This is a genomic window from Peribacillus tepidiphilus, from assembly GCF_009466385.1.
Classification (GTDB): Bacteria; Bacillota; Bacilli; order Bacillales; family DSM-1321; genus Bacillus_BN; species Bacillus_BN tepidiphilus.
In genome coordinates, this window is the sequence record NZ_WIAQ01000018.1 from 12,531 (window position 1) to 33,841 (window position 21,311).

Annotated in this window: 23 protein-coding genes and 1 riboswitch; of the genes, 15 read left to right on the forward strand and 8 right to left on the reverse strand. The window is 37.1% G+C overall.

Features of this window, described 5'->3' with window-relative positions:
• The 5 genes from GD441_RS10820 to GD441_RS10840 all read left to right on the forward strand — a co-directional run bounded on the left by GD441_RS10820 (position 1) and on the right by GD441_RS10840 (position 4,396).
• Positions 1-693 (forward strand): response regulator transcription factor, encoded by a 693-nt coding sequence (locus GD441_RS10820; protein WP_153126452.1) that lies wholly within the window; start codon positions 1-3, stop codon positions 691-693.
• Positions 680-2,086: a sensor histidine kinase gene (locus tag GD441_RS10825; protein ID WP_153126453.1), complete on the forward strand. Its 1,407-nt coding sequence runs from the start codon at positions 680-682 to the stop codon at positions 2,084-2,086. Before GD441_RS10820 ends, GD441_RS10825 begins: the two co-directional genes overlap by 14 nt.
• A gap of 23 nt (positions 2,087-2,109) precedes the next feature.
• Positions 2,110-2,580: a FixH family protein gene (locus tag GD441_RS10830; protein ID WP_153126454.1), complete on the forward strand. Its 471-nt coding sequence runs from the start codon at positions 2,110-2,112 to the stop codon at positions 2,578-2,580.
• A gap of 132 nt (positions 2,581-2,712) precedes the next feature.
• Positions 2,713-3,228: a DUF6385 domain-containing protein gene (locus tag GD441_RS10835; RefSeq protein WP_153126455.1), complete on the forward strand. Its 516-nt coding sequence runs from the start codon at positions 2,713-2,715 to the stop codon at positions 3,226-3,228.
• Between the two features lie 361 nt (positions 3,229-3,589).
• Entirely contained in the window at positions 3,590-4,396 is an 807-nt protein-coding gene (locus tag GD441_RS10840; protein WP_153126456.1) for a CAP domain-containing protein, read from the forward strand.
• Between the two features lie 3 nt (positions 4,397-4,399).
• Here the strand turns inward: GD441_RS10840 and GD441_RS10845 are convergent, their stop codons facing one another.
• Both GD441_RS10845 and GD441_RS10850 read right to left on the reverse strand, forming a co-directional pair.
• Positions 4,400-5,812 carry an IS1182 family transposase gene (locus tag GD441_RS10845; RefSeq protein WP_153126457.1) on the reverse strand — a complete coding sequence of 471 codons (1,413 nt, stop codon included), beginning with the start codon at positions 5,810-5,812 and terminating at the stop codon, positions 4,400-4,402.
• 433 nt (positions 5,813-6,245) lie between these two features.
• Entirely contained in the window at positions 6,246-6,743 is a 498-nt protein-coding gene (locus GD441_RS10850) for an Hsp20/alpha crystallin family protein (protein WP_153126458.1), read from the reverse strand.
• A 150-nt stretch (positions 6,744-6,893) separates the two neighbouring features.
• On the opposite strand from GD441_RS10850, the gene GD441_RS10855 reads away from it, so the two are divergent.
• The gene (locus GD441_RS10855; RefSeq protein ID WP_153126459.1) at positions 6,894-7,667 is read left to right on the forward strand and encodes an SDR family oxidoreductase; all 774 of its coding nucleotides are present in this window, start codon (positions 6,894-6,896) and stop codon (positions 7,665-7,667) included.
• Positions 7,668-7,737: 70 nt separating this feature from the next.
• Here the strand turns inward: GD441_RS10855 and GD441_RS10860 are convergent, their stop codons facing one another.
• Positions 7,738-9,105, reverse strand: coding sequence for an MATE family efflux transporter (locus GD441_RS10860; RefSeq protein WP_153126460.1), 1,368 nt, complete (start codon positions 9,103-9,105; stop codon positions 7,738-7,740).
• Positions 9,106-9,312: 207 nt separating this feature from the next.
• Here GD441_RS10860 and GD441_RS10865 point away from each other — a divergent pair, with 207 nt between their 5' ends.
• The gene (locus GD441_RS10865) at positions 9,313-9,465 is read left to right on the forward strand and encodes a DUF2639 domain-containing protein (protein ID WP_153126461.1); all 153 of its coding nucleotides are present in this window, start codon (positions 9,313-9,315) and stop codon (positions 9,463-9,465) included.
• Between the two features lie 82 nt (positions 9,466-9,547).
• Here GD441_RS10865 and GD441_RS10870 read toward each other — a convergent pair whose 3' ends face one another.
• Positions 9,548-10,234, reverse strand: coding sequence for an LrgB family protein (locus tag GD441_RS10870; RefSeq protein WP_153126462.1), 687 nt, complete (start codon positions 10,232-10,234; stop codon positions 9,548-9,550).
• Positions 10,209-10,598 (reverse strand): CidA/LrgA family protein, encoded by a 390-nt coding sequence (locus GD441_RS10875; protein ID WP_153126463.1) that lies wholly within the window; start codon positions 10,596-10,598, stop codon positions 10,209-10,211. The genes GD441_RS10870 and GD441_RS10875 overlap by 26 nt, the downstream gene beginning before the upstream one ends.
• Positions 10,599-10,771: 173 nt before the next feature.
• On the opposite strand from GD441_RS10875, the gene GD441_RS17015 reads away from it, so the two are divergent.
• Positions 10,772-10,933 (forward strand): hypothetical protein, encoded by a 162-nt coding sequence (locus GD441_RS17015; RefSeq protein ID WP_191992159.1) that lies wholly within the window; start codon positions 10,772-10,774, stop codon positions 10,931-10,933.
• Between the two features lie 60 nt (positions 10,934-10,993).
• On the opposite strand, the gene GD441_RS10880 is transcribed toward GD441_RS17015, so the two are convergent.
• Positions 10,994-11,773: an undecaprenyl-diphosphate phosphatase gene (locus GD441_RS10880; protein ID WP_153126464.1), complete on the reverse strand. Its 780-nt coding sequence runs from the start codon at positions 11,771-11,773 to the stop codon at positions 10,994-10,996.
• A gap of 139 nt (positions 11,774-11,912) precedes the next feature.
• Between GD441_RS10880 and GD441_RS10885 the strand changes: the two genes are divergently transcribed.
• From GD441_RS10885 to dapF, 5 genes are all read left to right on the forward strand, one after another.
• The gene (locus GD441_RS10885) at positions 11,913-12,233 is read left to right on the forward strand and encodes a DUF4870 domain-containing protein (RefSeq protein ID WP_153126465.1); all 321 of its coding nucleotides are present in this window, start codon (positions 11,913-11,915) and stop codon (positions 12,231-12,233) included.
• Positions 12,234-12,343: 110 nt separating this feature from the next.
• Positions 12,344-13,336, forward strand: a complete 993-nt coding sequence (locus tag GD441_RS10890) for a helix-turn-helix transcriptional regulator (protein ID WP_225434204.1) — start codon at positions 12,344-12,346, stop codon at positions 13,334-13,336.
• A 338-nt stretch (positions 13,337-13,674) separates the two neighbouring features.
• Positions 13,675-14,478: a hypothetical protein gene (locus GD441_RS10895; protein ID WP_153126466.1), complete on the forward strand. Its 804-nt coding sequence runs from the start codon at positions 13,675-13,677 to the stop codon at positions 14,476-14,478.
• Between the two features lie 88 nt (positions 14,479-14,566).
• Positions 14,567-15,151 (forward strand): beta-class carbonic anhydrase, encoded by a 585-nt coding sequence (locus GD441_RS10900; RefSeq protein WP_153126467.1) that lies wholly within the window; start codon positions 14,567-14,569, stop codon positions 15,149-15,151.
• Positions 15,152-15,230: 79 nt separating this feature from the next.
• The gene (gene dapF / locus GD441_RS10905) at positions 15,231-16,214 is read left to right on the forward strand and encodes a diaminopimelate epimerase (protein WP_153126468.1); all 984 of its coding nucleotides are present in this window, start codon (positions 15,231-15,233) and stop codon (positions 16,212-16,214) included.
• 84 nt (positions 16,215-16,298) lie between these two features.
• Here the strand turns inward: dapF and ligD are convergent, their stop codons facing one another.
• Entirely contained in the window at positions 16,299-18,092 is a 1,794-nt protein-coding gene (gene ligD / locus GD441_RS10910; RefSeq protein ID WP_225434206.1) for a DNA ligase D, read from the reverse strand.
• Between the two features lie 135 nt (positions 18,093-18,227).
• Here ligD and ku point away from each other — a divergent pair, with 135 nt between their 5' ends.
• On the forward strand, positions 18,228-19,058 hold the full coding sequence (gene ku, locus GD441_RS10915; protein WP_153126470.1) for a non-homologous end joining protein Ku: 831 nt from the start codon (positions 18,228-18,230) through the stop codon (positions 19,056-19,058).
• 202 nt (positions 19,059-19,260) lie between these two features.
• On the opposite strand, the gene mscL is transcribed toward ku, so the two are convergent.
• The gene (gene mscL / locus GD441_RS10920) at positions 19,261-19,716 is read right to left on the reverse strand and encodes a large conductance mechanosensitive channel protein MscL (RefSeq protein WP_153126481.1); all 456 of its coding nucleotides are present in this window, start codon (positions 19,714-19,716) and stop codon (positions 19,261-19,263) included.
• A 185-nt stretch (positions 19,717-19,901) separates the two neighbouring features.
• Positions 19,902-20,005: riboswitch (SAM riboswitch) on the forward strand.
• Positions 20,006-20,070: 65 nt separating this feature from the next.
• Between mscL and GD441_RS10925 the strand changes: the two genes are divergently transcribed.
• Complete coding sequence (locus GD441_RS10925) at positions 20,071-21,219, forward strand: trans-sulfuration enzyme family protein (protein ID WP_153126471.1); 1,149 nt, start codon at positions 20,071-20,073, stop codon at positions 21,217-21,219.
• Positions 21,220-21,311 lie beyond the last annotated feature (92 nt).

Below are 21,311 nucleotides of genomic sequence, written 5' to 3' on the forward strand. Positions count from 1 at the left end.
ATGAATGAATACACCGTCCTTGTTGTCGATGATGAAGAAGATATGAGGAATCTTATAGAAATGTATTTGCTGAATTCAGGATATAAGTGCATACAGGCTGAAGATGGAAAAAAAGCTTTAGAAAAACTTCATAAACACCGCGTAGATGTAATCTTACTTGATATCATGATGCCAAATCTAAATGGATTTGAAGTTTGTGAAATTATTAGGAAAACCCACCAAACGCCCATAATTTTTATCAGCGCTAAAGGAGAAGAATGGGATAAAGTCAAAGGTTTAAAGTTAGGTGGAGATGATTATGTCGTTAAGCCTTTTAGTCCAGGCGAATTAATGGCAAGAATTGAAGCGTTGTTAAGAAGAACAGGTAAGCTTGGACAAGATAATGAAACCGACATTATACAATTCCATGAAATTGCATTAAATCAAAAATCCCGAAAGGTAACGGTACACAACAAACCAGTCAATTTGACGCTAAAAGAATATGAACTCCTATTATTTTTCATTAAACATGAAGGACAAGTTTTAAGCCGAGAGCAGCTTCTCGAAAATATTTGGGGTATAGATTATGATGGGTCTCTCAGAACTGTGGATACACATATTAAAACGTTGAGAATGAAGTTAAAAACAGCAGATTACATTCAAACAGTATGGGGAATTGGTTACAAGTTAGAGGGACATTATGCGGCTAAATAGGTTAACTTTGGCTCAAAAGCTGTGGCTAACGGTTACTGTTACCGTTTTTATTACGGTTTTGTTTACGTATCTTCTTTCTCAGTTTTTTTATGAAAAGTTATATGTGGACAATGTGACGAGTAATTTGCTGTTACAGGCTGAGCTTTTAGCAAATGATTATGAGGGTGGTCCGATTTCGGACAGCTTTAAAGAAAAAGTTGATTGGTACAATGAAAAAAACATTGCTGAAATCTTTGCCGTCAGCAATCCGCGTGAGTTAAGTGCATGCCTGCCATTTGACATTGATTATGACACGTTAATCTCATCGGATGAAAGAGAAAAGCTGCTTAAGGGAGAGCCCGTGAAAAAAGAAGGGTATGAAGAGCGGTTTGACCGTAATATTGTGGCAATCATCTATCCTTTACTCGATGATGAACGGTTGGAAGGAATCCTTTATGTCTATTTGCCGCTTGCTTCTATTAAGGATTTGATGAAAGACTTTACTACCTTTTGGATGATCGCATCCTTTTTATTTATTGTTGTATCCATTTTTCTTGGAACTCTGTGGATTAATCGGCTGATCAGGCCTTTAAAAGAAATGGAAGCAGCAGCCCATTCAGTTTCTCAAGGTGATTTTTCTCAACGAGTCGAGGTAACAACTGTAGACGAAATAGGCCAGCTTGCCAAAGCCTTTAACGAAATGGCAGCTGCGATTCAGAAAGAAGACGAAAGCAAAAGAGAATTTCTTGCAGATATTTCTCATGAATTAAGAACTCCTCTTAGTTATGTAAAAGGCTATGTACAGGCAATATTAGACGGAATTGTTAAAGATGAACATGAACAAAGAAAATATTTAGGCCTTATTTCGAGAGAAACGAAAAGACTACAAGACTTAGTACAGGATTTATTAGATCTTACCAAGCTTGAATCCAATTCATTCGAAATGGAAGAAGGACCTGTCGCATTTGCTCAGCTAATAGAAGATATATTGATGAAATATAAGATTCGTTTTCAAGAGAAAGACATTACCCTAGCATTCAATCTAGATCCTGATCCTATTATTATGGGAGATGAGAGAAGGTTAGAGCAAATATTACAAAACATCTTAGAAAATGCCTACCGCTATACTCCTAATGGAGGGAAAATTACGGTCGAACTAACTTCTCAAGATGATCATTGTATTGTAACCATTACTGATAATGGGATTGGGATATCAGAGGAACACCTTCAAAAAATAACAGAACGCTTCTATCGAGTGAACAAAGCTCGAAGTAGAGTAGATGGTGGAACAGGTTTAGGGTTATCCATTGTCGAAAAATTGATGAAAATGCATAACGGAAAAATGAAGATCACTAGTAAGATTGGGGAAGGTACTCAAGTACAATTAATCTTCCCTATTTTATCAGAAGTATAAATGATATGAAAAAGGGGATCGTTATGAAAAAATTAGTGGTAGGAATGCTTATTATTTTATCTATATTAGCTGGTTGTGGTAGTAAACAGGATACTACAAATGATGAAATCGATTTCTTAGATGTGGATTTGACGATTAATCCTGAAAAAGCAAAACTCGGGGAAGAAGTAACATTTTCGGCTAAAGTAACCTACGGTGATGAGGCCGTAGAAGATGCTGATGAGGTAAAGTTTGAAGTGTGGCGATCTCAAAGTGAGAATCATGAAGAAATCGTAGTGAAACATAAGGAAAATGGCGTATATGAATTAAAAAAATCGTTCTCTGAAGAAGGGACGTATTATGTGTACGCACATGTAACGGCAAGAGGCATGCATAATATGCCAAAGAAGGAGTTTGTGATTGGTCAGCCAAGCGAACCAGAAACGGAGGATGGTTCCCATTCAATGAAGGAACAACATTCTGATAAAGCTTCCTCTGATGCACATAATCATTAACCATGATGAGGATGACTAAAAGACCCTTTGAGGATCTTTTGTCATCCTCATTATTTATGGGCGGAAAGTTCTTCTCACTTTAAAACTTTCATAAGTATAAATAAACATGTTCGTTTAATGTGGGGTGAAAACTTGAATAGCTCGAAGGAAGAAACTGTCCTTTCTACTCTTCAACCATTGAATGAAGGAACGATTCTTAAAGAAGAAAGTGTGTTCGGAGAGGTATACCCAAACCAATGGTCTTATAAAGTAAAGAAATTGGATTCAATTGTTTTGCAGAAGAACAATGAAATGGCAATCGAATTGCCAATGGATGAAGAAGGAAGAATTGAAGTAGGTACACTACATTTTCTCTCGATAAAAAAAACGTTACGGATTAAAGCCGATGGTAAAGCGCATATCATTTTTAACGTCGGTGCATTGAAGAAATATTCCATAACAATCATAAATGAAGAAGAAGAAATAATGAAGATTTGCATAGAACTCAGTCCGGATAATGTGTATTTTATTAAAAAAACTCCTTACCTTGATCTGTTGCCAAAAAGTGGGGAGATTTTTTCGCTACAGGATTTTTGTAGATTTGTACGAGTAAAACTATTTGGGAGTTATGGTTCTGTCATTACTATTTTTTTACAAGGTCAAAAATAATAATGTGAAAATAATTTTTCAAGGAACTAGTTTACGAAAAAATGCTGTAACATTCGTTACAAATTACCTATTGTTTTAAAAGGTGTCAATCATAATTTATTAGTAGGTGAATGGAAATATAAAATAAGTATATCCATTGCTTCTTAAGATTTGAAAAAAATAAAAAATATGGAAATAGTAATGGTTCCCTTGAGTTTCAAGGGTTTTTTTTTCGTTTCAGGAGAGTTGACAAATTATACTTCTTTTTAAATTATATTAAAATAGTAAATTGGGAAAGTATGGATCTATTATTACAAAAATCATATGGTATGATGATTGTGCAAGGCAAACAACACTAGTTCACAAAGTAGGAGGAATATAGATGAAAAAGAAAGCCTTATTTTCATTCGCAACAGCAGCTGCTATTATGTTCAGCGGAGCGGCAGCAGGAAAAACAGAAGCTGCAACAAACCAAGTAACAATCAAGCCAATGGTGATTCAATATACTAAATATCAAGATGTTCAAAATCTATTAAACAAGTATTTCACTAATAAAGATGTACAAGCTATTATGTCGCAACTTCAAGGACAGGTTAAACCATGTCCAGCTGTGGTGCAAAAACCAGTTCAAAAACCTGTAGTTCAAACTCCGGCTCAAAAGCCTGCAGTTAAAGCACCAGCTCAAAAGCCTGTGGTACAAGCACCAGCTCAAAAACCTGTGGTACAAGCACCAGCTCAAAAACCACAAACCAATACTGTTACACAAAAACCAACAACTCAAAACACACAACCAACAACTTCAGCAAATGCATTAAGTGCTTATGAACAAAAAGTAGTTGAGCTTACAAATGTTGAGAGAGCAAAGCAAGGTCTTCCTGCATTGAAAATTGATACAGCGCTTAGCAAGGTTGCTCGCATTAAATCTCAAGATATGAAAGACCGTGGCTATTTCTCACATACAAGCCCAACTTACGGTTCTCCATTTGATATGATGAAACAATTTGGTATTTCCTATACAACAGCTGGTGAAAATATCGCACAAGGCCAACGTACTCCTGAAGAAGTTGTAAATGCTTGGATGAATAGCCCAGGTCACCGTGCAAACATTATGAATGCAAACTTTACCCACATTGGTGTAGGGTATGTTGCAAGCGGCAACTACTGGACACAAATGTTTATCGGAAAATAATTATTACGATAAGGGGTTGTCTAAAAAGTCCCTAAAATGAAGCAAGTGGAGAAAAACGATCCGTTTTTCTCCACTTGCTTTTGTGTTATTTGGATTTTTCTCTGAAAGTAGCTGGCGGATGCCTGCTACTTTCAGTATGTTGTGGGCTAATGCCACAATCCCAAACTCATGTCTTTTTTTGTATTTGCGTGTCTGTTCTTGAATATAGGATCCATATGGAATGAGAAAATCAAATCGAGGCTCTTTCTCGTCACCCATCGCATATACATAATTTTCTTCACTGCCATATCCTGCATCCGCGATAACTGTTTTGGGGATCGGTAAAGAAGTAGACGCCAGTTTCTCCAAATGCGGGATAAAACAACTCGTGTCTGTAGGTCGTTGATGAATGGAATAAAACACAATAAACTGGTTTTCAGTCCTCATTTGCACGTTATAACCCGGCTTGAGCTGACCGTTTTTCATATGATCTTCTTTCATGCGCATAAAGGTTGCATCTTTGTCCGTTTTGGAGTAGCTGTTACGGTCGCCAAAAATTTCGTTTTGTTCTTTGTATGTAGCTAGTCGTGGTATGAAATTTTCTCGAATCAGCTTTAATGGTTTTTTCCATTTACTCCGTTCTTTTCGCTTCTCCTTACGAATATTTGTATCTGCTTCCTTTTCGATTTCCTCTGTTAACTTTTCTACTTTTTCTACTATTTTCTTAGCGACTGCCTCCAGGTTCTGTTCGGTGAACTCTTCATTTTGTTCAGTTTCCTTTTGTTCCGTTCCAGCTTCTAATTGTGTTAATTCATGAATGTGTTGCAGTGTTTCTCGAATTTTTTCTTTTAATTTTGCTTCAAATTTCGCAGTTGATTTTTTCCACACGAAAGAATACTTATTGGCATTGGCTTCAATCTTGGTGCCATCCAAAAAGTAGTTTTCAATCGTGATGTATTTTTCGTCAATCAATTTCAGAATCATGACTTCAAATAATTCATCCATCAAGACTTTCATCCGTTCTCCACGGAACTCATTAATCGTACGGAAATCGGGTTGTTGCATCGCAGCTAACCACATGGCTGGGATATTTTCTCTTATCAACTTTTCGATTCCCCGGCAGGAATAAACCTTTTGGGAATAACCAAATAGAATGATTTTAAGCATCATTTTGGGATGAAAGGAACTTCTGCCACCACCTTTATAATGAGAAAACAATTGCTCATTTGGCACAGCTTCAACCATTTCATCCACCACACGTGCAACATGATGTTCTGGTATGAGTGCTTCAATATCAAAAATAACTTGAATTTGACGGTTATCATATGGTTTAAAAGTAGGGGCTAATTGTCTTTTTGGAGTCTTTTTTTCCTCTGTCTCTGGAAGAAGGGTCATTTGCGTGATATATTTTTCAGTAGTAATCTTCGGATTGCACATAAAAAATCGTCCTTTCTTTGAATGTTGGTTTGGTCACTAACATTTTACTAGAAAGGACGATTTTTTTGATTTTATTTTTGGCTGTTTTCGTAAAGTTTGTTACTTTTTTAGTGTAATTTAACGATACGATCTGAGTTGATTGTAGCGGAGGGTACTTGACTCCTGCGGGAAAAAGAGGGAAGTGGGAGACCCCACAGGCGGCAACGCCGAGGAGGCTCCCATCCCTCCACGCGGAAAGCAAGTGCCTGGAGCGGAAAGCAACGGGCAAACTTTATAGTCTAAAAACATCATTCTATGTGAAAAGAACTTTATTTTTTAAATATAATGATAAAAAAGAGGCTCCAGAAAGTCAGGAAAACTGACTTTCTGGACAATCCCTTTTTTAATTAATTAGATAACCTTTCTTTCAACATAATGGAAGATTAATGAAACATTATCCGAATTCTGTAACATCAACTTCAGAAAATTGGAAATCATAATTTTTAGGTATTTTAATCTCCAATATCCCATCTTTAAATTTTGCAATGGCTCCCTTCTTTTTTACAATAGCTGGAAGAGTCAACACTTGCCGGTCGTCTTTATTTGGAAATCCTTCAATGATCGCTTGATTGGAGGTATGAAAAATCTTAATGTTTTTTACCGATTCTGAATGTTCGATTGCCATCCTTACGTATATATGATTATGGGTTTCAAAAACATCTGCTGAGAACTGTTTGATTCTTTCAGAGTAATTTTCAGCTTGATTGTCCTGCATTTTTTCCCATGATTTTGTCTGTGATTGAGTGAATGGATTTCCCGGATTTTGCATATGCTGTGGCATTACATTCGATAAAATCTGTTGTACATATGATTCTATTTCTAGAGGACTCATTTTATTTTGCATTTCCTTTAGATTTTTTTGAAAAGGAAAAAGCATATTCCATGGAAACATAGTAGGCTCCTCCCTTCATATCTTCAAAGTTGTGTTATTATATGCATGACAGTGCCCATAGGTTATAGCATATCTTTAAAAGCGTATATAGATGTATGAAATGGACGGTTTTTGTATAATAAAAGAAAGAATAGTAAAAGAGGTTAGTACATGATGAATAAAGTGGCGCTCATTACCGGCGGAGCAACAGGAATTGGTAAAAGAACCGCAATAGAGCTTGCTAAACAAGGGGTCCATATTGCTGTAACTTATCGGAACAGTTCAGAAGAAGCAAATACATTGTGTCAGCTTTTACAAAAGGAGTTTCATGTAAGGGCTGCTTGCTACAAAAGTGATGCGGCTGATGCGAAGGCATCGACCAACATGGTAAAGATGTTGCTACGTGATTTTGGAACCATTGATATTTTGATCCACAACGCGGGACCCTATATCCATGAAAGAAAAAAGCTGATGGAATATTCTGTTGAAGAGTGGGACTATATCGTAAACGGTAATTTGAACAGCTTTTTCTATTTGGTAAAAGAAATCCTTCCAGAAATGAGGAAAAAAAGGTGGGGAAGAATCATCACATTTGGTTTTGAGAAGAGTGATACAGCTCCTGCTTGGATTTATCGTTCAGCTTTTGCTGCTGCAAAAAGTGGGCTAACTTCGCTTACAAAAACGCTTGCCCTAGAGGAAGCAGAATATGGGATCACTGTAAACATGATCTGTCCCGGTGATATTGTAGGTGAATGGAAGGAGAAGGATATCCAAGAAGGAAAACGTGTACCAGATTTCACCACCCCTGTTGGTAGACCAGGTACAGGCGAAGACATCGCCCGTGTCATATCATTTCTTTGTGAAGATCATTCAGATTTTATTACGGGGAGCATCATTCCTGTTACTGGTGGAAAAAATGTGTTAAATAAGGTACATCCAGAATAAAAGGGCTAAACCTCAAGTATCAGACCGTAGGTTTAGCCCTATTGAATTTGGAAACATTAACACCAATTTTTTAAATCTCAGATCCATTTTTAGCAGGAAACTTTGTTTTTTGTACATACATAAGACGAAGTGATAACCCGATGGCACCAACCGCAAGTCCAACAATAAGTCCGATCCAATATCCGAATGCCTCTAAGTCAGTGAAAGTAGCAAACACATAACCTGTTGGTAGTCCTACAATCCAAAATGAAATGAATGCCATCAAAAAGGTAAAATTCACATCTTTATATCCACGCAAAACCCCTTGAATGGGAGCTTGAATGGCATCTGACAGCTGAAAGAAAAGGGCAAAAAGCAAAAATTTGGAGGTCATGGCTATTACAGCTGCTTCCTTTGTATAGATGGATGCAATTTGTTCGCGAAAAAAGAACAAGAATATTCCAAACAGGAGTGATATTCCAACTGCAAAGGCTATACCGATCATGCTATACATTTTGGCGTCTACATATCTTTTTGCTCCGACTTCAAAACCAACTACGATTGTCAATGCCATGGACATACTGAGCGGTACCATATAAACAAATGAAGCGAAATTCAAGGCTGCCTGGTGAGAAGCAATCGTAATGGTATCAAAGGTGCTCATTAATAGGGTAACCGCAGAAAAAATACTCGTTTCAAAAAAGATGGAAAATCCAATAGGGACACCAATTTTTAAAATAGCCTTCCATTCAGATAAAGAGATTTTATATAATCTCCTGAATACATTATAATGAGTGAAAGGCTGAACCCACTTGATGACACCAATTGCTATAAAGGTGATTAGCCAATAAGTAATGGAGGAAGCATAGCCGGCCCCAACTCCTCCTAATTCCGGAAAACCGAATTTACCAAATATCAGAAGGTAATTAAATACCACATTAATCGGTAAGCTAAGGAGAGTAATCATCATTGAAACTCTTGTTTGTCCAAGTGCATCGATGAAAGATCGTAGCACATTGTAAACAAAGAGTGGAATCATTCCGAATGACAGTGCGATTAAATAGTCGTGAGCAATTTCACGTACCTTAGGTGAAAGTTCCATATTATTTAATATAGGGTTTAAGACAAATGCTCCGATCACTATGACTGTTAATGCCATTAAAACCGCTAAGTACACTCCTTGTGAAACAGAGAAAGGAACATCTTTTTTATTTTCGGCCCCGATCAATTGTGCGACAATGGGTGTAATGGAGAGCAAAATCCCGCTCAATCCCGTAAAAACTGCCACCCAGATCGAGCTCCCAATTGCAACACCAGCCAAATCTGAGGATGAATAGTTTCCAGACATTACTGTATCAAAAAAATTCATAGAGAATAAACCGATTTGAGTTATGAAAATCGGTAACATGATTTTAACGAATTGAATGATTTTTTCTTTTTTGGAATGTGTCTGTTTCATAAGATCCCCCTTTACCATTCTAACGACATCAATGAATAAAATCGTTAAATTAGGATTATATCATATCTCCTATGGATGATATTTACTTTTTTTAAAATAAATTTCAAAAAAAGTATCAAGATATGATGTAAACGAATAAGATCATTTATCATACATCCTCCTTTTCTAGCATATTTTTTATAGACAAGCTCGAAAAGGGGGATTGACATGGCCTATAAATATTCAAAAGGCTGGTATTTAAAACAATTAAAAGAAAAGGGTATTACGAAGCATCCAGTCGAACTAAAAAAACTTGAACTATATCGAACCTTTGTCATACGCAAGCTTTATTTCGAACATGTTGAAAAAACCAATCAATAGATGACAGGCTTTATTTTCTTTTTACTTATGAGAAAAGCTGACCGGGATGTTAAAATCCCGATCAGCTTTTCGTTTTATTGTTTTAAAAAATGAACTTCGAAATTGCTGGCAGTATAAAGGAAACGAGAACCGGTGTAATTCCCATCGCGATTCCAGCAATGGCTCCATTCAATTCTCCCTCCAAGCTCGCCTGGGCAGTTCCTTGACCGTGTGAAATGGTTCCTAATGCTAATCCACGAGCAATCGGCTCATGGACTTTAAAAAAATCTAACAAAGCCGGACCCATCATCGATCCGAGGGTTCCACATGCCACAACGAAGGCTGTAGATAAGGTAGGATCTCCACCAATCAATTTGGTAATTTCAATCGCAATCGGTACGGTTACAGTACTTACTGCAAGAGACTTTACGATTACCTCCTGCAAAGAAAAAATCGAGCTTAGCAATAAAATCGAAAATAACGAAGCAAAAATCCCCATGATCATACCGCTAAAGGCCGGGATCAAATAGCGGATGATGGTTGTACGATTTTTATAAAGCGGTATGGCGAGTGCGACTGTTGCAGGCCCTAATAAATAAGTCATGAACTCTTTGGCAGGTGTATACTCTTTAAAGGAAACGTCAGATACTAGCAAAATCAAAATGATAATCGTTGTGCTGAAAAAAACAGGAGTAGTAAAGGGGGAAGGATATTTTCTTCCAACTACTCTGCTAATCAGATAAACAGATAATGTGATAAATACACTATAAATTGTCACGAAAATGCTCATGCTGCTTTACCCCTTTTTTAACCAATAGTTGTGTGATCCAAGAAGAAAGTAAAATGCCAGCTACAAAACTTCCAAGAATTACGACAGCCAAAGAAAATCCGTAATGAGCTAACAGTCCGCCCATGTTCATTAAACCAACAGCAATTGGAATAAAGAAAAACGCTAAATGCTTGATCAGAAAGCCTCCAGCTAAATCGACCCATTCTAGTTTAATGGCTTTGCTAAGCAGTAATAAAAATAATAAAATCATCCCTATAACGTTACCTGGAATAGGTAAATGAAAGAACTCTGATATTTTATAACCTAACGTACTGATCAAGAGCAAAAAAATGAGCTGTAATAAAAAAATCAATCCCTTTTTCATGTTGATGTCCCCTTTTATTTACGCTATACAAAGTAAAATTATAGAATCTTTCGGGAAACGAAACAAGACAATTTAAAATATTAAAATATTATGAACATTACAAACCAAAGAATGAAAACCCTTATATTTGTAGAATATATAAAATAACCAGTTAAGAAATGGAGGTGATTGGGATGGAATTTTCGTTAAATCGAATCAATCCGAATCAAACACAAGTCTTTTTTTCTGACGGTCGTTTTGAAACACTGACAAATGATGAGTTAGAATTGTTATTAGCGCAATATTCATACTTAACAGAAGGTGAGTCTGATCTTAATTCCTCCATTTCAAATTAAAAAAGCTGTCACAGAATTTATGAAGAAATTTCAAAATTCTTGTGACAGCTTTTCCATCTATTAAAATGTCCCTGTGAATTGCATCAATAGAATAAAGACCCCTAAAACCCAAACATAAACAGCAAATATTTTTAAGGAACGCTTCTTCAGAAAATTCAACATCCACATAACGGCTATATAACCAAAAATAGCTGAGGATAATGTGGCTATGAACATAGACATAAAACTTATACCTTCATTCGAGCTAGAAACGACATTTTTTAGCTGGAAAATGATTCCTCCTAAAATCGCTGGAATAGACAACAAAAAAGAAAAGTAGGCAGCTGTTTCACGGTCCAATTTCCTGAAAAGACCTGAAGCAATCGTTAGTCCGGACCTTGACAGAGCGGGTAGGATCGCAGCAGCCTGAAAGCAACCGATGAATAAGGCATCACTGTAACGTATACTGTCTAAAGTCTTATACCCTTTTTTCATTCCATCTGCCAGCCATAAAAAAATCCCTGTCACGAGGAACTCCCAGCCGATGGTTTTCCCTGTTACTGAAAGTTCCTCGAGCCAATCATCAACGAGTATACCTGCAATAACTGCTGGAATTGTCCCAACAATTAGTAATATGGATAGCCTTGAAAAGGGACGGATTACAATCGAAAGGAGTTCATTTTTGTATACTGTGATCAAGGCGATTAGCGTTCCAATATGTAGCATCGTATCAAGAAACAATCCCGCATCATCAAGACCAAATAAATGCCTTCCAAGATATAAGTGCCCAGTGCTAGAAATCGGTAAAAATTCAGTTAAGCCTTGAATGAGTCCGAGAATAAAAGCTTGCAGTTCATTCAAAAAATCACCTCCTACAGGTGGACAACTTTATTTTTATGACTATTCAGCCTATTCTTTATTCATGCAATATTTTCATAAAACATGGTGAAACTTCTCCTAAATGGTTTCGTATATATAAGTAAGGAACAGGAGGTGTCTTATGCCAAATCAAGATGAAAGGTTACTGGCTGCTCTAATTTATGTCATCAGTTTTTTTACAGTGTTTCTTGGTCCATTATTAATCTGGCTGTTTAAAAAAGATTCTTCATCGTACATTGATTATCATGGTAAGGAATATTTTAATTTCTTATTCTCTTATATCATTTACGGGTTTGTAGGGTATATTTTATTATTTGTACTGGTTGGATTTATCCTTCTTCCACTAATTGCGTTATGCGCTTTTATCTTTACCATCGTAGGTGCAATTAAAGCCTATGAAGGCGATCAATATCGGATTCCGTTCATCTTTCGAATCCTTTAATCGTTAAGCCAAAAACATCTTCTTTCCTCTATTTTCCTTGGGAAGCAGGTGTTTATTTTTGATAGATTTGGTACAATAGGAGGAGATTGGACAGTCTGAGGTGAGGAAATATGCGCTTGAATAATAGAGAACGATTATTAAAGTTGATGGATATTTTACGGGAATATACGGATGAGGAGCATCAATTAACACTCGAGGAAATCATGGATAAGTTCCGTCAAGCCTACGGGCCAGATTTGACGTTGAATCGGAATTCGCTTCGGGAGGATATTGAGCATTTGATAGAATCGAATTTTGATATAACGGTTAATCAGAAAAAGGAAGGGATGCCGAAATATTATAGCCATCAATATCGATTGTTTGAGCTCTATGAATTGCGCATGCTAATCGATGCAGTTGCTTCTGCTCGGTTTATCACAAAAAATGAGACACGTCAGCTAATTGGCAAAATCAAAAAGTTAACAAGTGTGCATCATGCAAAAAAACTACATAATGAAATATTAATAGATTCATCCGTGAAAAGTGAAAGCAAACTCGTTCGTCTCGCAATCAACGACCTGCATGAGGCGATTTCAGAAAGAAAAATAGTTACTTTTCAGTACGGGCGCTATAACATCCAAAAAGAATTTAAATTAAGCCATAAAGGCGGTCATTATAAAGTTAAGCCACTCGCATTGACATGGGCGAATGATTTTTATTACCTCATCGCTTATTATCTCCCTGAGGAGGAAATTAGACATTACCGGGTGGATCGCTTAAGAAGCGTAAAAATCTTGGATGAAACCTTTCCTTATGAATCCTTTGATGTCTCAAAGTATGTCCGCGCCACTTTTCATATGTATGCCGGTACGGAGGAATGGATCAAAATACGTTTTAAAAATGGACTCATCAATGTAATTATCGATAAGTTTGGAAAGGAAGTAGAAATTTCCAAAGACGGCGAAGAGCACTTTATTCTAACAACAAAGGCAATTGTAAGTGACGGTCTTGTGAAATGGATTTTGAATTGGGGAGGAGAAGCCAAAGTATTATCCCCGCAAAGGCTTGTAGATCAAGTCAAAAACGAAATTCAAGAAATGATGAAAGTGTACGAACTTGATTAAAAGGCGACTCAGAGGGAATCTGGGTCGCTTTACTATGAGAAAAAATGGATTCATAAAAACGGTGAAGATTCCTTTCACGTTTTAATTGAATTGGATGGAACTAGTCCAGAAAAGCAACAAAAGAGAGCACCACTCAATATTGCGCTCGTATTGGACCAGAGCGGCTCTATGCACGGTAGGCCAATTAGAGCTTTCGATTGCACCATTAAAAGAAATAGGTGGACAGCTCCCTTTTTTTATTTAACCCATCTAAAAATCATACCCATAAACATAAATAGTATAAGAAATAGTATGGTAAAATATATAACAATGAACACGAATCTATCAGGAGGATCGCTTTGGATATTAAAGAATATTATAGAAAAACTGCAAGGATTAGCTTTATTGTCTCTTGTATTTCCTTTACGCTAACAATTTTTACCCTTATATATTTTATTTTAACCGATTTACAAAGGGACATGTTTAGTACAATTATTCCATTTGTTTGCATGGGCAGCGTTTATTTAGCTAGTTTTTTTATTAATCAAAAAAGATACAAAGATGTCCCTGCCATAATTAAAAGCGGAAATGTTTCGTTTTGGGAAGTTCAGGACCTACTGATGGCACATATGCCTGCCCCTACATTAAGGATCCTATTGTTTAAGCCTAACGGTGAACTAGTAGGGGAGTTAAGAGACCAAAATATGAAATGGTACATGTGGCTATTGCCTAATCAACTTACAGTAGTACTCCCAAAAAAGTATGGGCTTTATGACAGCAATAATCAATTGCTGGCGTCTTACTCTGTTGGTTGGGGAATCACGAATAAGACAAAAATGTTTGATGAAACAAATACTTGGATTGGCACATATGAGGAAGACTGGAAAAATTCAATGATTAAAATAACCGGCACGGTAAAAAATCATGTAGATGAACCTTGGATGCCGATACAAATCAGCGGTTTTCTTCAGCAATTCTCTATAAAGGATTTTGATGGTAAAAGGATTGCTTCTTTTCAAAAAGGATGGATGCCTTTACAATGGGGAAAGATATTTAAAGAAATCAACACCCCGATTTTAACATTTTCAGAACTTGCAGATAAAAGGGAAAGAATTGCGGTGTTCGGATTATGCGCATCATTTATGCATCATAACAAAAACTAAACCTTTTGAGAGTTAAAAGTATAGCTTATAGTTTTCTTTTTGATATAATTCTTGCATATTAAAATCTACAAAATAAAGTGGTGAAAATATGACTCTATTAAACGAAATCTTACAACACAACCAGTCTTTTGTGGAAAACAAAGAATATGAGAAATTCCAGACGGATAAGTTTCCTGACAAACGTATGGTAATTCTAAGCTGTATGGATACCCGCCTCGTTGAACTACTGCCGAAGTCGATGAATATTCGCAACGGAGATGTAAAAATTATAAAAACCGCTGGTGCTATTGTCTCTCATCCATTTGGCAGCGTTATGAGAAGTATTATTGTAGCGATTTACGAATTAAATGCGGATGAGGTTTTTGTAATTGGGCACCATGATTGCGGCATGTCCTCTGTTAATGTAGAGAGTGTTATGGATAAAATGAAAGACCGCAATATTGACGAACATACTATTTCCATCATTGAGAATTCAGGGATTCGAATTAAAAACTGGTTAAGGGGCTTTGACGATGTAGTAGAAAGTGTGAAGAACAGTGTAGAAATCATTAGAAATCATCCCCTTATTCCAGAAGATGTGTTTGTACATGGTCTTGTAATATCTCCAGATACTGGTAAATTAGATTTGGTTACAAATGGGTATGAAGTAAATAAGAACGAAAGAGATATATAATTTAGATCTACGTTTTTTATTTTGGCGCTTGCGGTCAGTCAAAAACATGTAATTTGCTTATTTTCGGAGGGGTATAAAAATGCAATTAGAGCTTATTAAATGCCATGGCTCAGGCAATGATTTTTTGTTAATCGATGAGTTTAATCATGATATACATTTTACAGAGGAAGAAAGGGCGCTTCTTGCAAAGCATTTATGCAATCGTCAAACAACTCTTGGAGCAGACGGGATCCTCTTTTTCCAAAAGAGCGATAAGGCTGATGCTCGCATGCGTGTGTTTAATGCGGATGGTTCTGAGGCGTCAATGTGCGGCAACGGCTTAAGGTGCGTTGCAAGATATGCGTTTGATGTTTTTAAAAAGCCGCTGATGTCAATTGAAACAATGAAGGCTGTTCTGGAAGTGGAAAAAGACAAGGAAATTTTTGAAGGGATCCCGACTTTCAGGGTCGAAATCTCGCCTGTTTCATTCCATGTAAAGGATCTCCCTCTACAAATTGAGGATGAGACATTAATGAATAAAGAGCTCCTTGAGCTATCCGATTCCTTAAAATTTACGGCTTTAGCTGTTCCAAATCCACATTTGGTTTCCATCGTATCGAAGGAAGTACTACAAACGAATGTTCAAGAAGAAATTGCTACAGTCGTTAACGGACCAAATAAGCTGTTCCCTGACGGGGTAAATGTCAGCTTTGTTTACCCAATTGAAAAAGGTCATATTTTTGTTAGAACTTTTGAACGAGGCGTAGGATTTACGAATGCATGCGGAACGGCAATGTCAGCTTCAAGCTTAGTGACATGCCTTCAAGGCTTCAACGAAGTGGAAAAAGAAATAAATGTATATAATCCAGGCGGCATGGTAAAATGTGTCGTCCGTCAAGAAGACAACAAATATAAAATTGATTTAATCGGAAACGGAACGTATGTTTTTAAGGCGAAAATTGAAGTAAACCTTGATGACCCTGGTAATTTTTCTCTTTTAAGTAAAGAGGAATTCGCTGAAGAAAATGAGCAGTACCAGAAGCTTCAGGAACACGTTGAAAGATATTTATCTGAAAAAATGTAATCATGAAAAGGGCTGACAAAACGGTAATCTAACTGTTTCGGTGTCAGCCCTTTTTTACCACCACTTTCAAGTTTGTTACTCAGTTTACTTATATTTCTTTTTGAGAACAGCCATAATTTTTTCAAACGGCTGCACGTTACGAATCGCTTCCATCTGTGCAAATGGACAGCCATATTTTTTAATACGATCGTAAATCGTATGTATGTTGTAGTCCTTAAGGTTAAGAGACTCATTGACTTCCTCCCAATATAAAGGAGCTGCAATTCCAGCAAATTCGTTTGCACGGGGGGAATAGGGGGCAATGATCGTTTTGCCCTCTGCATGCTGTACGAAATCCAAGTATAAACGATTTCCCCGATTCTTCTTTAGACGTTCCACCGTAAAAGCTTCAGGTGCATGTTGAATGAGCCAGTCACTTAAGAAATTCGTAAAAATACGGGTGTCTTGATACGAAAATGTGTTCTTTGGGAGTGGAATATGAATTTGTAGACCTCTGTTTCCAGATGTTTTTATAAAGGATTGCATGGATAGATTGTCTAAAGCATCTTTCAAGAGGAGTGCGGCTTTAATCGCTGATTGAAATTGGTTTTCGTCTTCTGGATCAAGATCGAGGACAATTTCAGAAGGTTTTGTTTCTCCTGCCTCTTGAAATGGGATATGAAATTCAATGGCGAGTTGATTGCCAAGCCACAGAAGCGTTTGAAGGTCATTGCAAAGAATATAGTCCGTATCATCCTCTTTATACGTTTCAATGAATTTAGGAGCGTAATTTGGGCAGTTTTTTTGAAAAAACCTTTCATCAAAGATCCCATGAGGATAACGAATCACAGTAAGCGGCCTATTTTGCAAATAGAACAGTAACCAAGTACTAATATCTCTTAACACAGTTAAATACTGAGCTTTATTGATTCCGTTCCAAATCGGTTTTTCTTTGGAGGTAATAGAAACGTCTTTACTGGCAACAAAAGAAGAAACAGTAAATGCTTCCCAAGTGCATTCAGTTGGAGAAACGTCAAATAGAAAGGCTTGAAATTCAGGCTCTCTCAAATCATTCTCCATAACATGCAGGTAGGATATGGCTACGACAATGGAAGGATCGATGAAAAAAATTTCTCCCTCCTGTTCACTTGCATTACTCATGACTGCCTGTCGAAGTGTTTCGTATTCTTCAGGCTGAAATCCATTTCTACAACGACCTATTACCACGACCGTTTCCTCTTTCCAAACTCCCACCTCAAAATATCCGTTCCCACGATTATAGGAAGTGATGAAAACATGCGCGGTTTTTTTGTTTTTAATTTTTAGCCAATTGGTGGTGCGATTGCCTTTTTCCCACGTACTATTGACTTTTTTGGCTACCGCACCCTCACTGTCGTACAAAAGGATCGTTTGCCAAATTTTCTCCGGATGATCGAAAGAATGAATCAAAACGAATTCGGATTTTTCTGTAATAAAATGGTTGAACAGATTTTCGAGTAATTCCCTTCTTTTTGAATAGGGTAAGGAAGTCAGATTTTCTCCATCAAGCTCAAGAATATCAAAACAAACATATGAGCAAGGAGATACAGTAGAAGCATGTGAGATTTTTTCCTGCGATCGCAGACGTCCTCGAAGCTGAACTTGTTGAAAATCACTTTTATACGGATTAGTGAGCCAAACAATCTCGCCATCTAATAATAAAGAATGATATTGGGGAGGCTTGGAATCCGTGACATTTCGCAGTATTTCAGGGAATTGGCTTGACAGGTCTATGCCATTTCGACTGATAAGCATAATGGAACTGCCATTTATATACATCAAAGCTCGAAACCCGTCGTATTTCGGTTCATATTTCCACTCAGGACCTATCGGAAGCTCTTTCATACTAGTTGGAAGCATTGGCCTCAATTGGATCACCTCTATTCATCTTTTAGTTTTCCTGATTTTTGCACTCTTAATCTTTCCAGAAGTTAATAGTACTTTTTTTCTTTGGTTATAAGCACATTAATAGTAAAAAGAACAGGGGAGAATAGTATGCATACAATCTGGAAAGGCAGCATCAGCTTTGGGCTAGTAAATATACCGATCAAGCTTCATACAGCCACTGAAGATAAGGACATATCCTTGCGTACCTTGCATAAGGAGTGTCATGCACCGATCAAATATGAAAAAGTTTGTTCGGCTTGTGGTAAAGAAGTGCCAAAAGAAGAATTAGTGAAAGCTTTTGAATATACAAAGGGAAAATTTGTTGTCATTGAAGAGGAAGAGCTTGAGAAGCTAAAAAAAGAAAATGAAGAAAAAGCAGTGGAAATAATGGATTTCGTCAAATTAGAAGAAATTGACCCAATTTATTACAATAAAAGCTATTACATGTCTCCGGGAGAAGGAGGTACGAAAGCGTACAGCTTACTGAGAAAGGCGTTGGAGGCTTCAGAAAAAGTTGGAATCGCTAGAATTGTTATCCGTTCAAAAGAGCAGATGGCAATCATTCGAGTTTTAGAAAATACACTGTTAATGGAAACCATTTTTTATCCAGACGAGGTTCGATCCGTTCAGGACGTACCGAATATTCCAAGTGTAGACAACGTCACAAAAAAAGAATTGGATACAGCCATACTGCTCATTGATCAGCTGACAGAATCTTTTGACCCAGAAAAATATAAGGACGAATACCGAAGCTCATTACTAGATCTAATTGAAAGCAAAAAAACTGGACAAACAGTTACACCAAAGGAAACCGCAAAGTCTACAAGCAATGTGACCGACTTAATGGCTATGCTTCAGGCTTCCATTGATAAAACCAAACCTGCTAAGACAGCAACTCGGAAAAAGACTACTGCACAGAGAGGGAAGAAAAAGGCATAAAAAGAAAAAGTTTTACTTTACGCGCGTAATTTTCAATCACTGATATGTTACGCGCGTTTTTAGCACTCAAGTGGATCATTAGATCACTCACACACATTTTACGTATACTCATGCGAATTATACAATGACTAAGGCAAATTTAACTAACACTTGCAGAGCATATCGATCCCCATTACTTACCATTCTCAAGTAAAAAGATTTTTCAATTCGAGCTTCCTTCAGTAAGTTCCTCTAAATAGCTTGTACATGCAGGACAACGTTTTGCCTGAAGCGGGATCGACGTAATGCAAATTGGACACTCTTTTGATGTTGCTGGTTTTTCATGTTTTTTGGGTATATATTTGTTAACCTGTTTAACGATCAGAAAAATAACAAACGCAATAATTAGGAAATTAATGACATTGGTTAAAAATAAGCCATAATTGATGGTAGCAGCACCAGCTTTTTTTGCTTCCTCAACCGATGAGTACGGAGTGGAAGAAAGGTTAATGAATAAATTACTGAAGTCTACTTTCCCAATAATTAAGCCAATCGGCGGCATTAAAATATCATCTACAAACGAAGTCACAATTTTTCCAAAAGCTCCGCCAACAACAACCCCGATTGCTAAATCAAGCACATTGCCACGATCAATAAACTTTCGAAATTCATTCCACAAACTATGCACCTCTTTTTTGTTCTCCATGCGCTTTCTCTTTTTATGTTTTGAAAATCTAGGAGGAATATACCCTTATCCTATTTTATAGAATTATCTGTAATAATTTAATATTGACAATTTTACAATTAATCTATATGATTTATTTCAATACTAATTTACAGTAAGACATTAAATTGAATAAATGACTCTTATCAAGAGAGGCGGAGGGACTGGCCCTGTGAAGCCCGGCAACCATCATATTCATGAACGGTGCCAATGCCAGAAAGAACTAGATTCTAGTCGATGAGAGATTGCCGATAAAGCACTCTTTGATCGTGAAGAGTGCTTTTTATATTAATTAGGAGGAATGACGAGATGAATATGGAGACTCTAATCGCACAAGCTGGGACAAAGCGGGATCCGAGCACAGGTTCAATTTCTACACCAATTTACCAAAATGCGACCTTTGAACATCCTGAACTTGGAGCAAGCACAGGTTATGATTATTCCCGAACAGGGAATCCAACTCGTACTGCATTGGAGGAATGTGTTGCAAAGCTAGAAGGAGGACATAAAGGTTTTGCATTTTCATCGGGGATGGCTGCTATTACAAGCATCTTGTTTTTATTTAAACCAGGTGACCACATTGTCTTTTCTGATGATTTATATGGGGGGACTTATAGAATAGCGGAGGAGATTTTCCGCCGCTATGGGCTAGAGGCAACGTATGTGGATACCTCAGATATTGAAGCCACAGAAAATGCTATTAGAAAAAATACAAGAGCCTTGTTTATTGAAACTCCTACCAACCCACTCATGAAAATAACCGATTTGCATGCAATGAATCTTTTGGCAAAAAAATATGGACTCCTTACGATTGTGGATAATACTTTTATGACTCCTTACTTACAGCAGCCAATTCTTCTGGGAGCGGACATCGTCCTTCATAGTGCTTCAAAATATTTGGGAGGACATAATGATGTTATTGCAGGAATTGTGGTCACAGCAAACGAAAAACTTTCAGAGCAAATTGGAAAACTGCAAAACGGAGCAGGTGCGATCCTAGGGCCACAGGATTCCTGGCTCGTTCTACGAGGTTTGAAGACCTTAGCTGTAAGGATGGAAAGACAACAAGAAAATGCTCTAAAGATCGCGAGTTGGCTAAAAGAACAAGATCAAGTTAAGAAAGTATATTATCCAGGTTTACCGGACCATCCGCAGCATGAAATATGTAAGCGTCAAGCAAGGGGCTTTGGGGCCATGATTTCTTTTGAGGTTCAAAGTAAAGAATCAGCAGCGAAATTGTTAAAATCGGTATCTTTGATTAGCTTTGCCGAAAGTCTTGGAGGGGTCGAATCACTTATTACCTATCCGACCACACAAACACACGCCGATATACCACAATCGATTAGGGAAGAGCGTGGAATAAATGATCGGTTGCTACGTCTTTCCGTTGGAATTGAAAGCAGCGTGGATTTAATAGAAGATTTAAAAACTGCATTGAAAGAAGAAGTTTTAACGTAAAAATATTATGTAAACTAAAATAAAATCTATTAAAAAAGTCCCTTTTAGCAGGGACCATGAAATGAGGAAACATTCAAGTGAAACAATATATA

Coding starts and splice junctions, on each gene's coding strand:
- GD441_RS10820 (WP_153126452.1), top strand. CDS start 1: ATGAATGAATACACCGTCCTTGTTGTCGATGATGAAGAAGATATGAGG.
- GD441_RS10825 (WP_153126453.1), top strand. CDS start 680: ATGCGGCTAAATAGGTTAACTTTGGCTCAAAAGCTGTGGCTAACGGTT.
- GD441_RS10830 (WP_153126454.1), top strand. CDS start 2,110: ATGAAAAAATTAGTGGTAGGAATGCTTATTATTTTATCTATATTAGCT.
- GD441_RS10840 (WP_153126456.1), top strand. CDS start 3,590: ATGAAAAAGAAAGCCTTATTTTCATTCGCAACAGCAGCTGCTATTATG.
- GD441_RS10845 (WP_153126457.1), bottom strand. CDS start 5,812: ATGTGCAATCCGAAGATTACTACTGAAAAATATATCACGCAAATGACC.
- GD441_RS10850 (WP_153126458.1), bottom strand. CDS start 6,743: ATGTTTCCATGGAATATGCTTTTTCCTTTTCAAAAAAATCTAAAGGAA.
- GD441_RS10855 (WP_153126459.1), top strand. CDS start 6,894: ATGATGAATAAAGTGGCGCTCATTACCGGCGGAGCAACAGGAATTGGT.
- GD441_RS10860 (WP_153126460.1), bottom strand. CDS start 9,105: ATGAAACAGACACATTCCAAAAAAGAAAAAATCATTCAATTCGTTAAA.
- GD441_RS10865 (WP_153126461.1), top strand. CDS start 9,313: ATGGCCTATAAATATTCAAAAGGCTGGTATTTAAAACAATTAAAAGAA.
- GD441_RS10870 (WP_153126462.1), bottom strand. CDS start 10,234: ATGAGCATTTTCGTGACAATTTATAGTGTATTTATCACATTATCTGTT.
- GD441_RS10875 (WP_153126463.1), bottom strand. CDS start 10,598: ATGAAAAAGGGATTGATTTTTTTATTACAGCTCATTTTTTTGCTCTTG.
- GD441_RS17015 (WP_191992159.1), top strand. CDS start 10,772: ATGGAATTTTCGTTAAATCGAATCAATCCGAATCAAACACAAGTCTTT.
- GD441_RS10885 (WP_153126465.1), top strand. CDS start 11,913: ATGCCAAATCAAGATGAAAGGTTACTGGCTGCTCTAATTTATGTCATC.
- GD441_RS10890 (WP_225434204.1), top strand. CDS start 12,344: ATGCGCTTGAATAATAGAGAACGATTATTAAAGTTGATGGATATTTTA.
- GD441_RS10900 (WP_153126467.1), top strand. CDS start 14,567: ATGACTCTATTAAACGAAATCTTACAACACAACCAGTCTTTTGTGGAA.
- dapF (WP_153126468.1), top strand. CDS start 15,231: ATGCAATTAGAGCTTATTAAATGCCATGGCTCAGGCAATGATTTTTTG.
- ligD (WP_225434206.1), bottom strand. CDS start 18,092: ATGCTTCCAACTAGTATGAAAGAGCTTCCGATAGGTCCTGAGTGGAAA.
- ku (WP_153126470.1), top strand. CDS start 18,228: ATGCATACAATCTGGAAAGGCAGCATCAGCTTTGGGCTAGTAAATATA.
- GD441_RS10925 (WP_153126471.1), top strand. CDS start 20,071: ATGAATATGGAGACTCTAATCGCACAAGCTGGGACAAAGCGGGATCCG.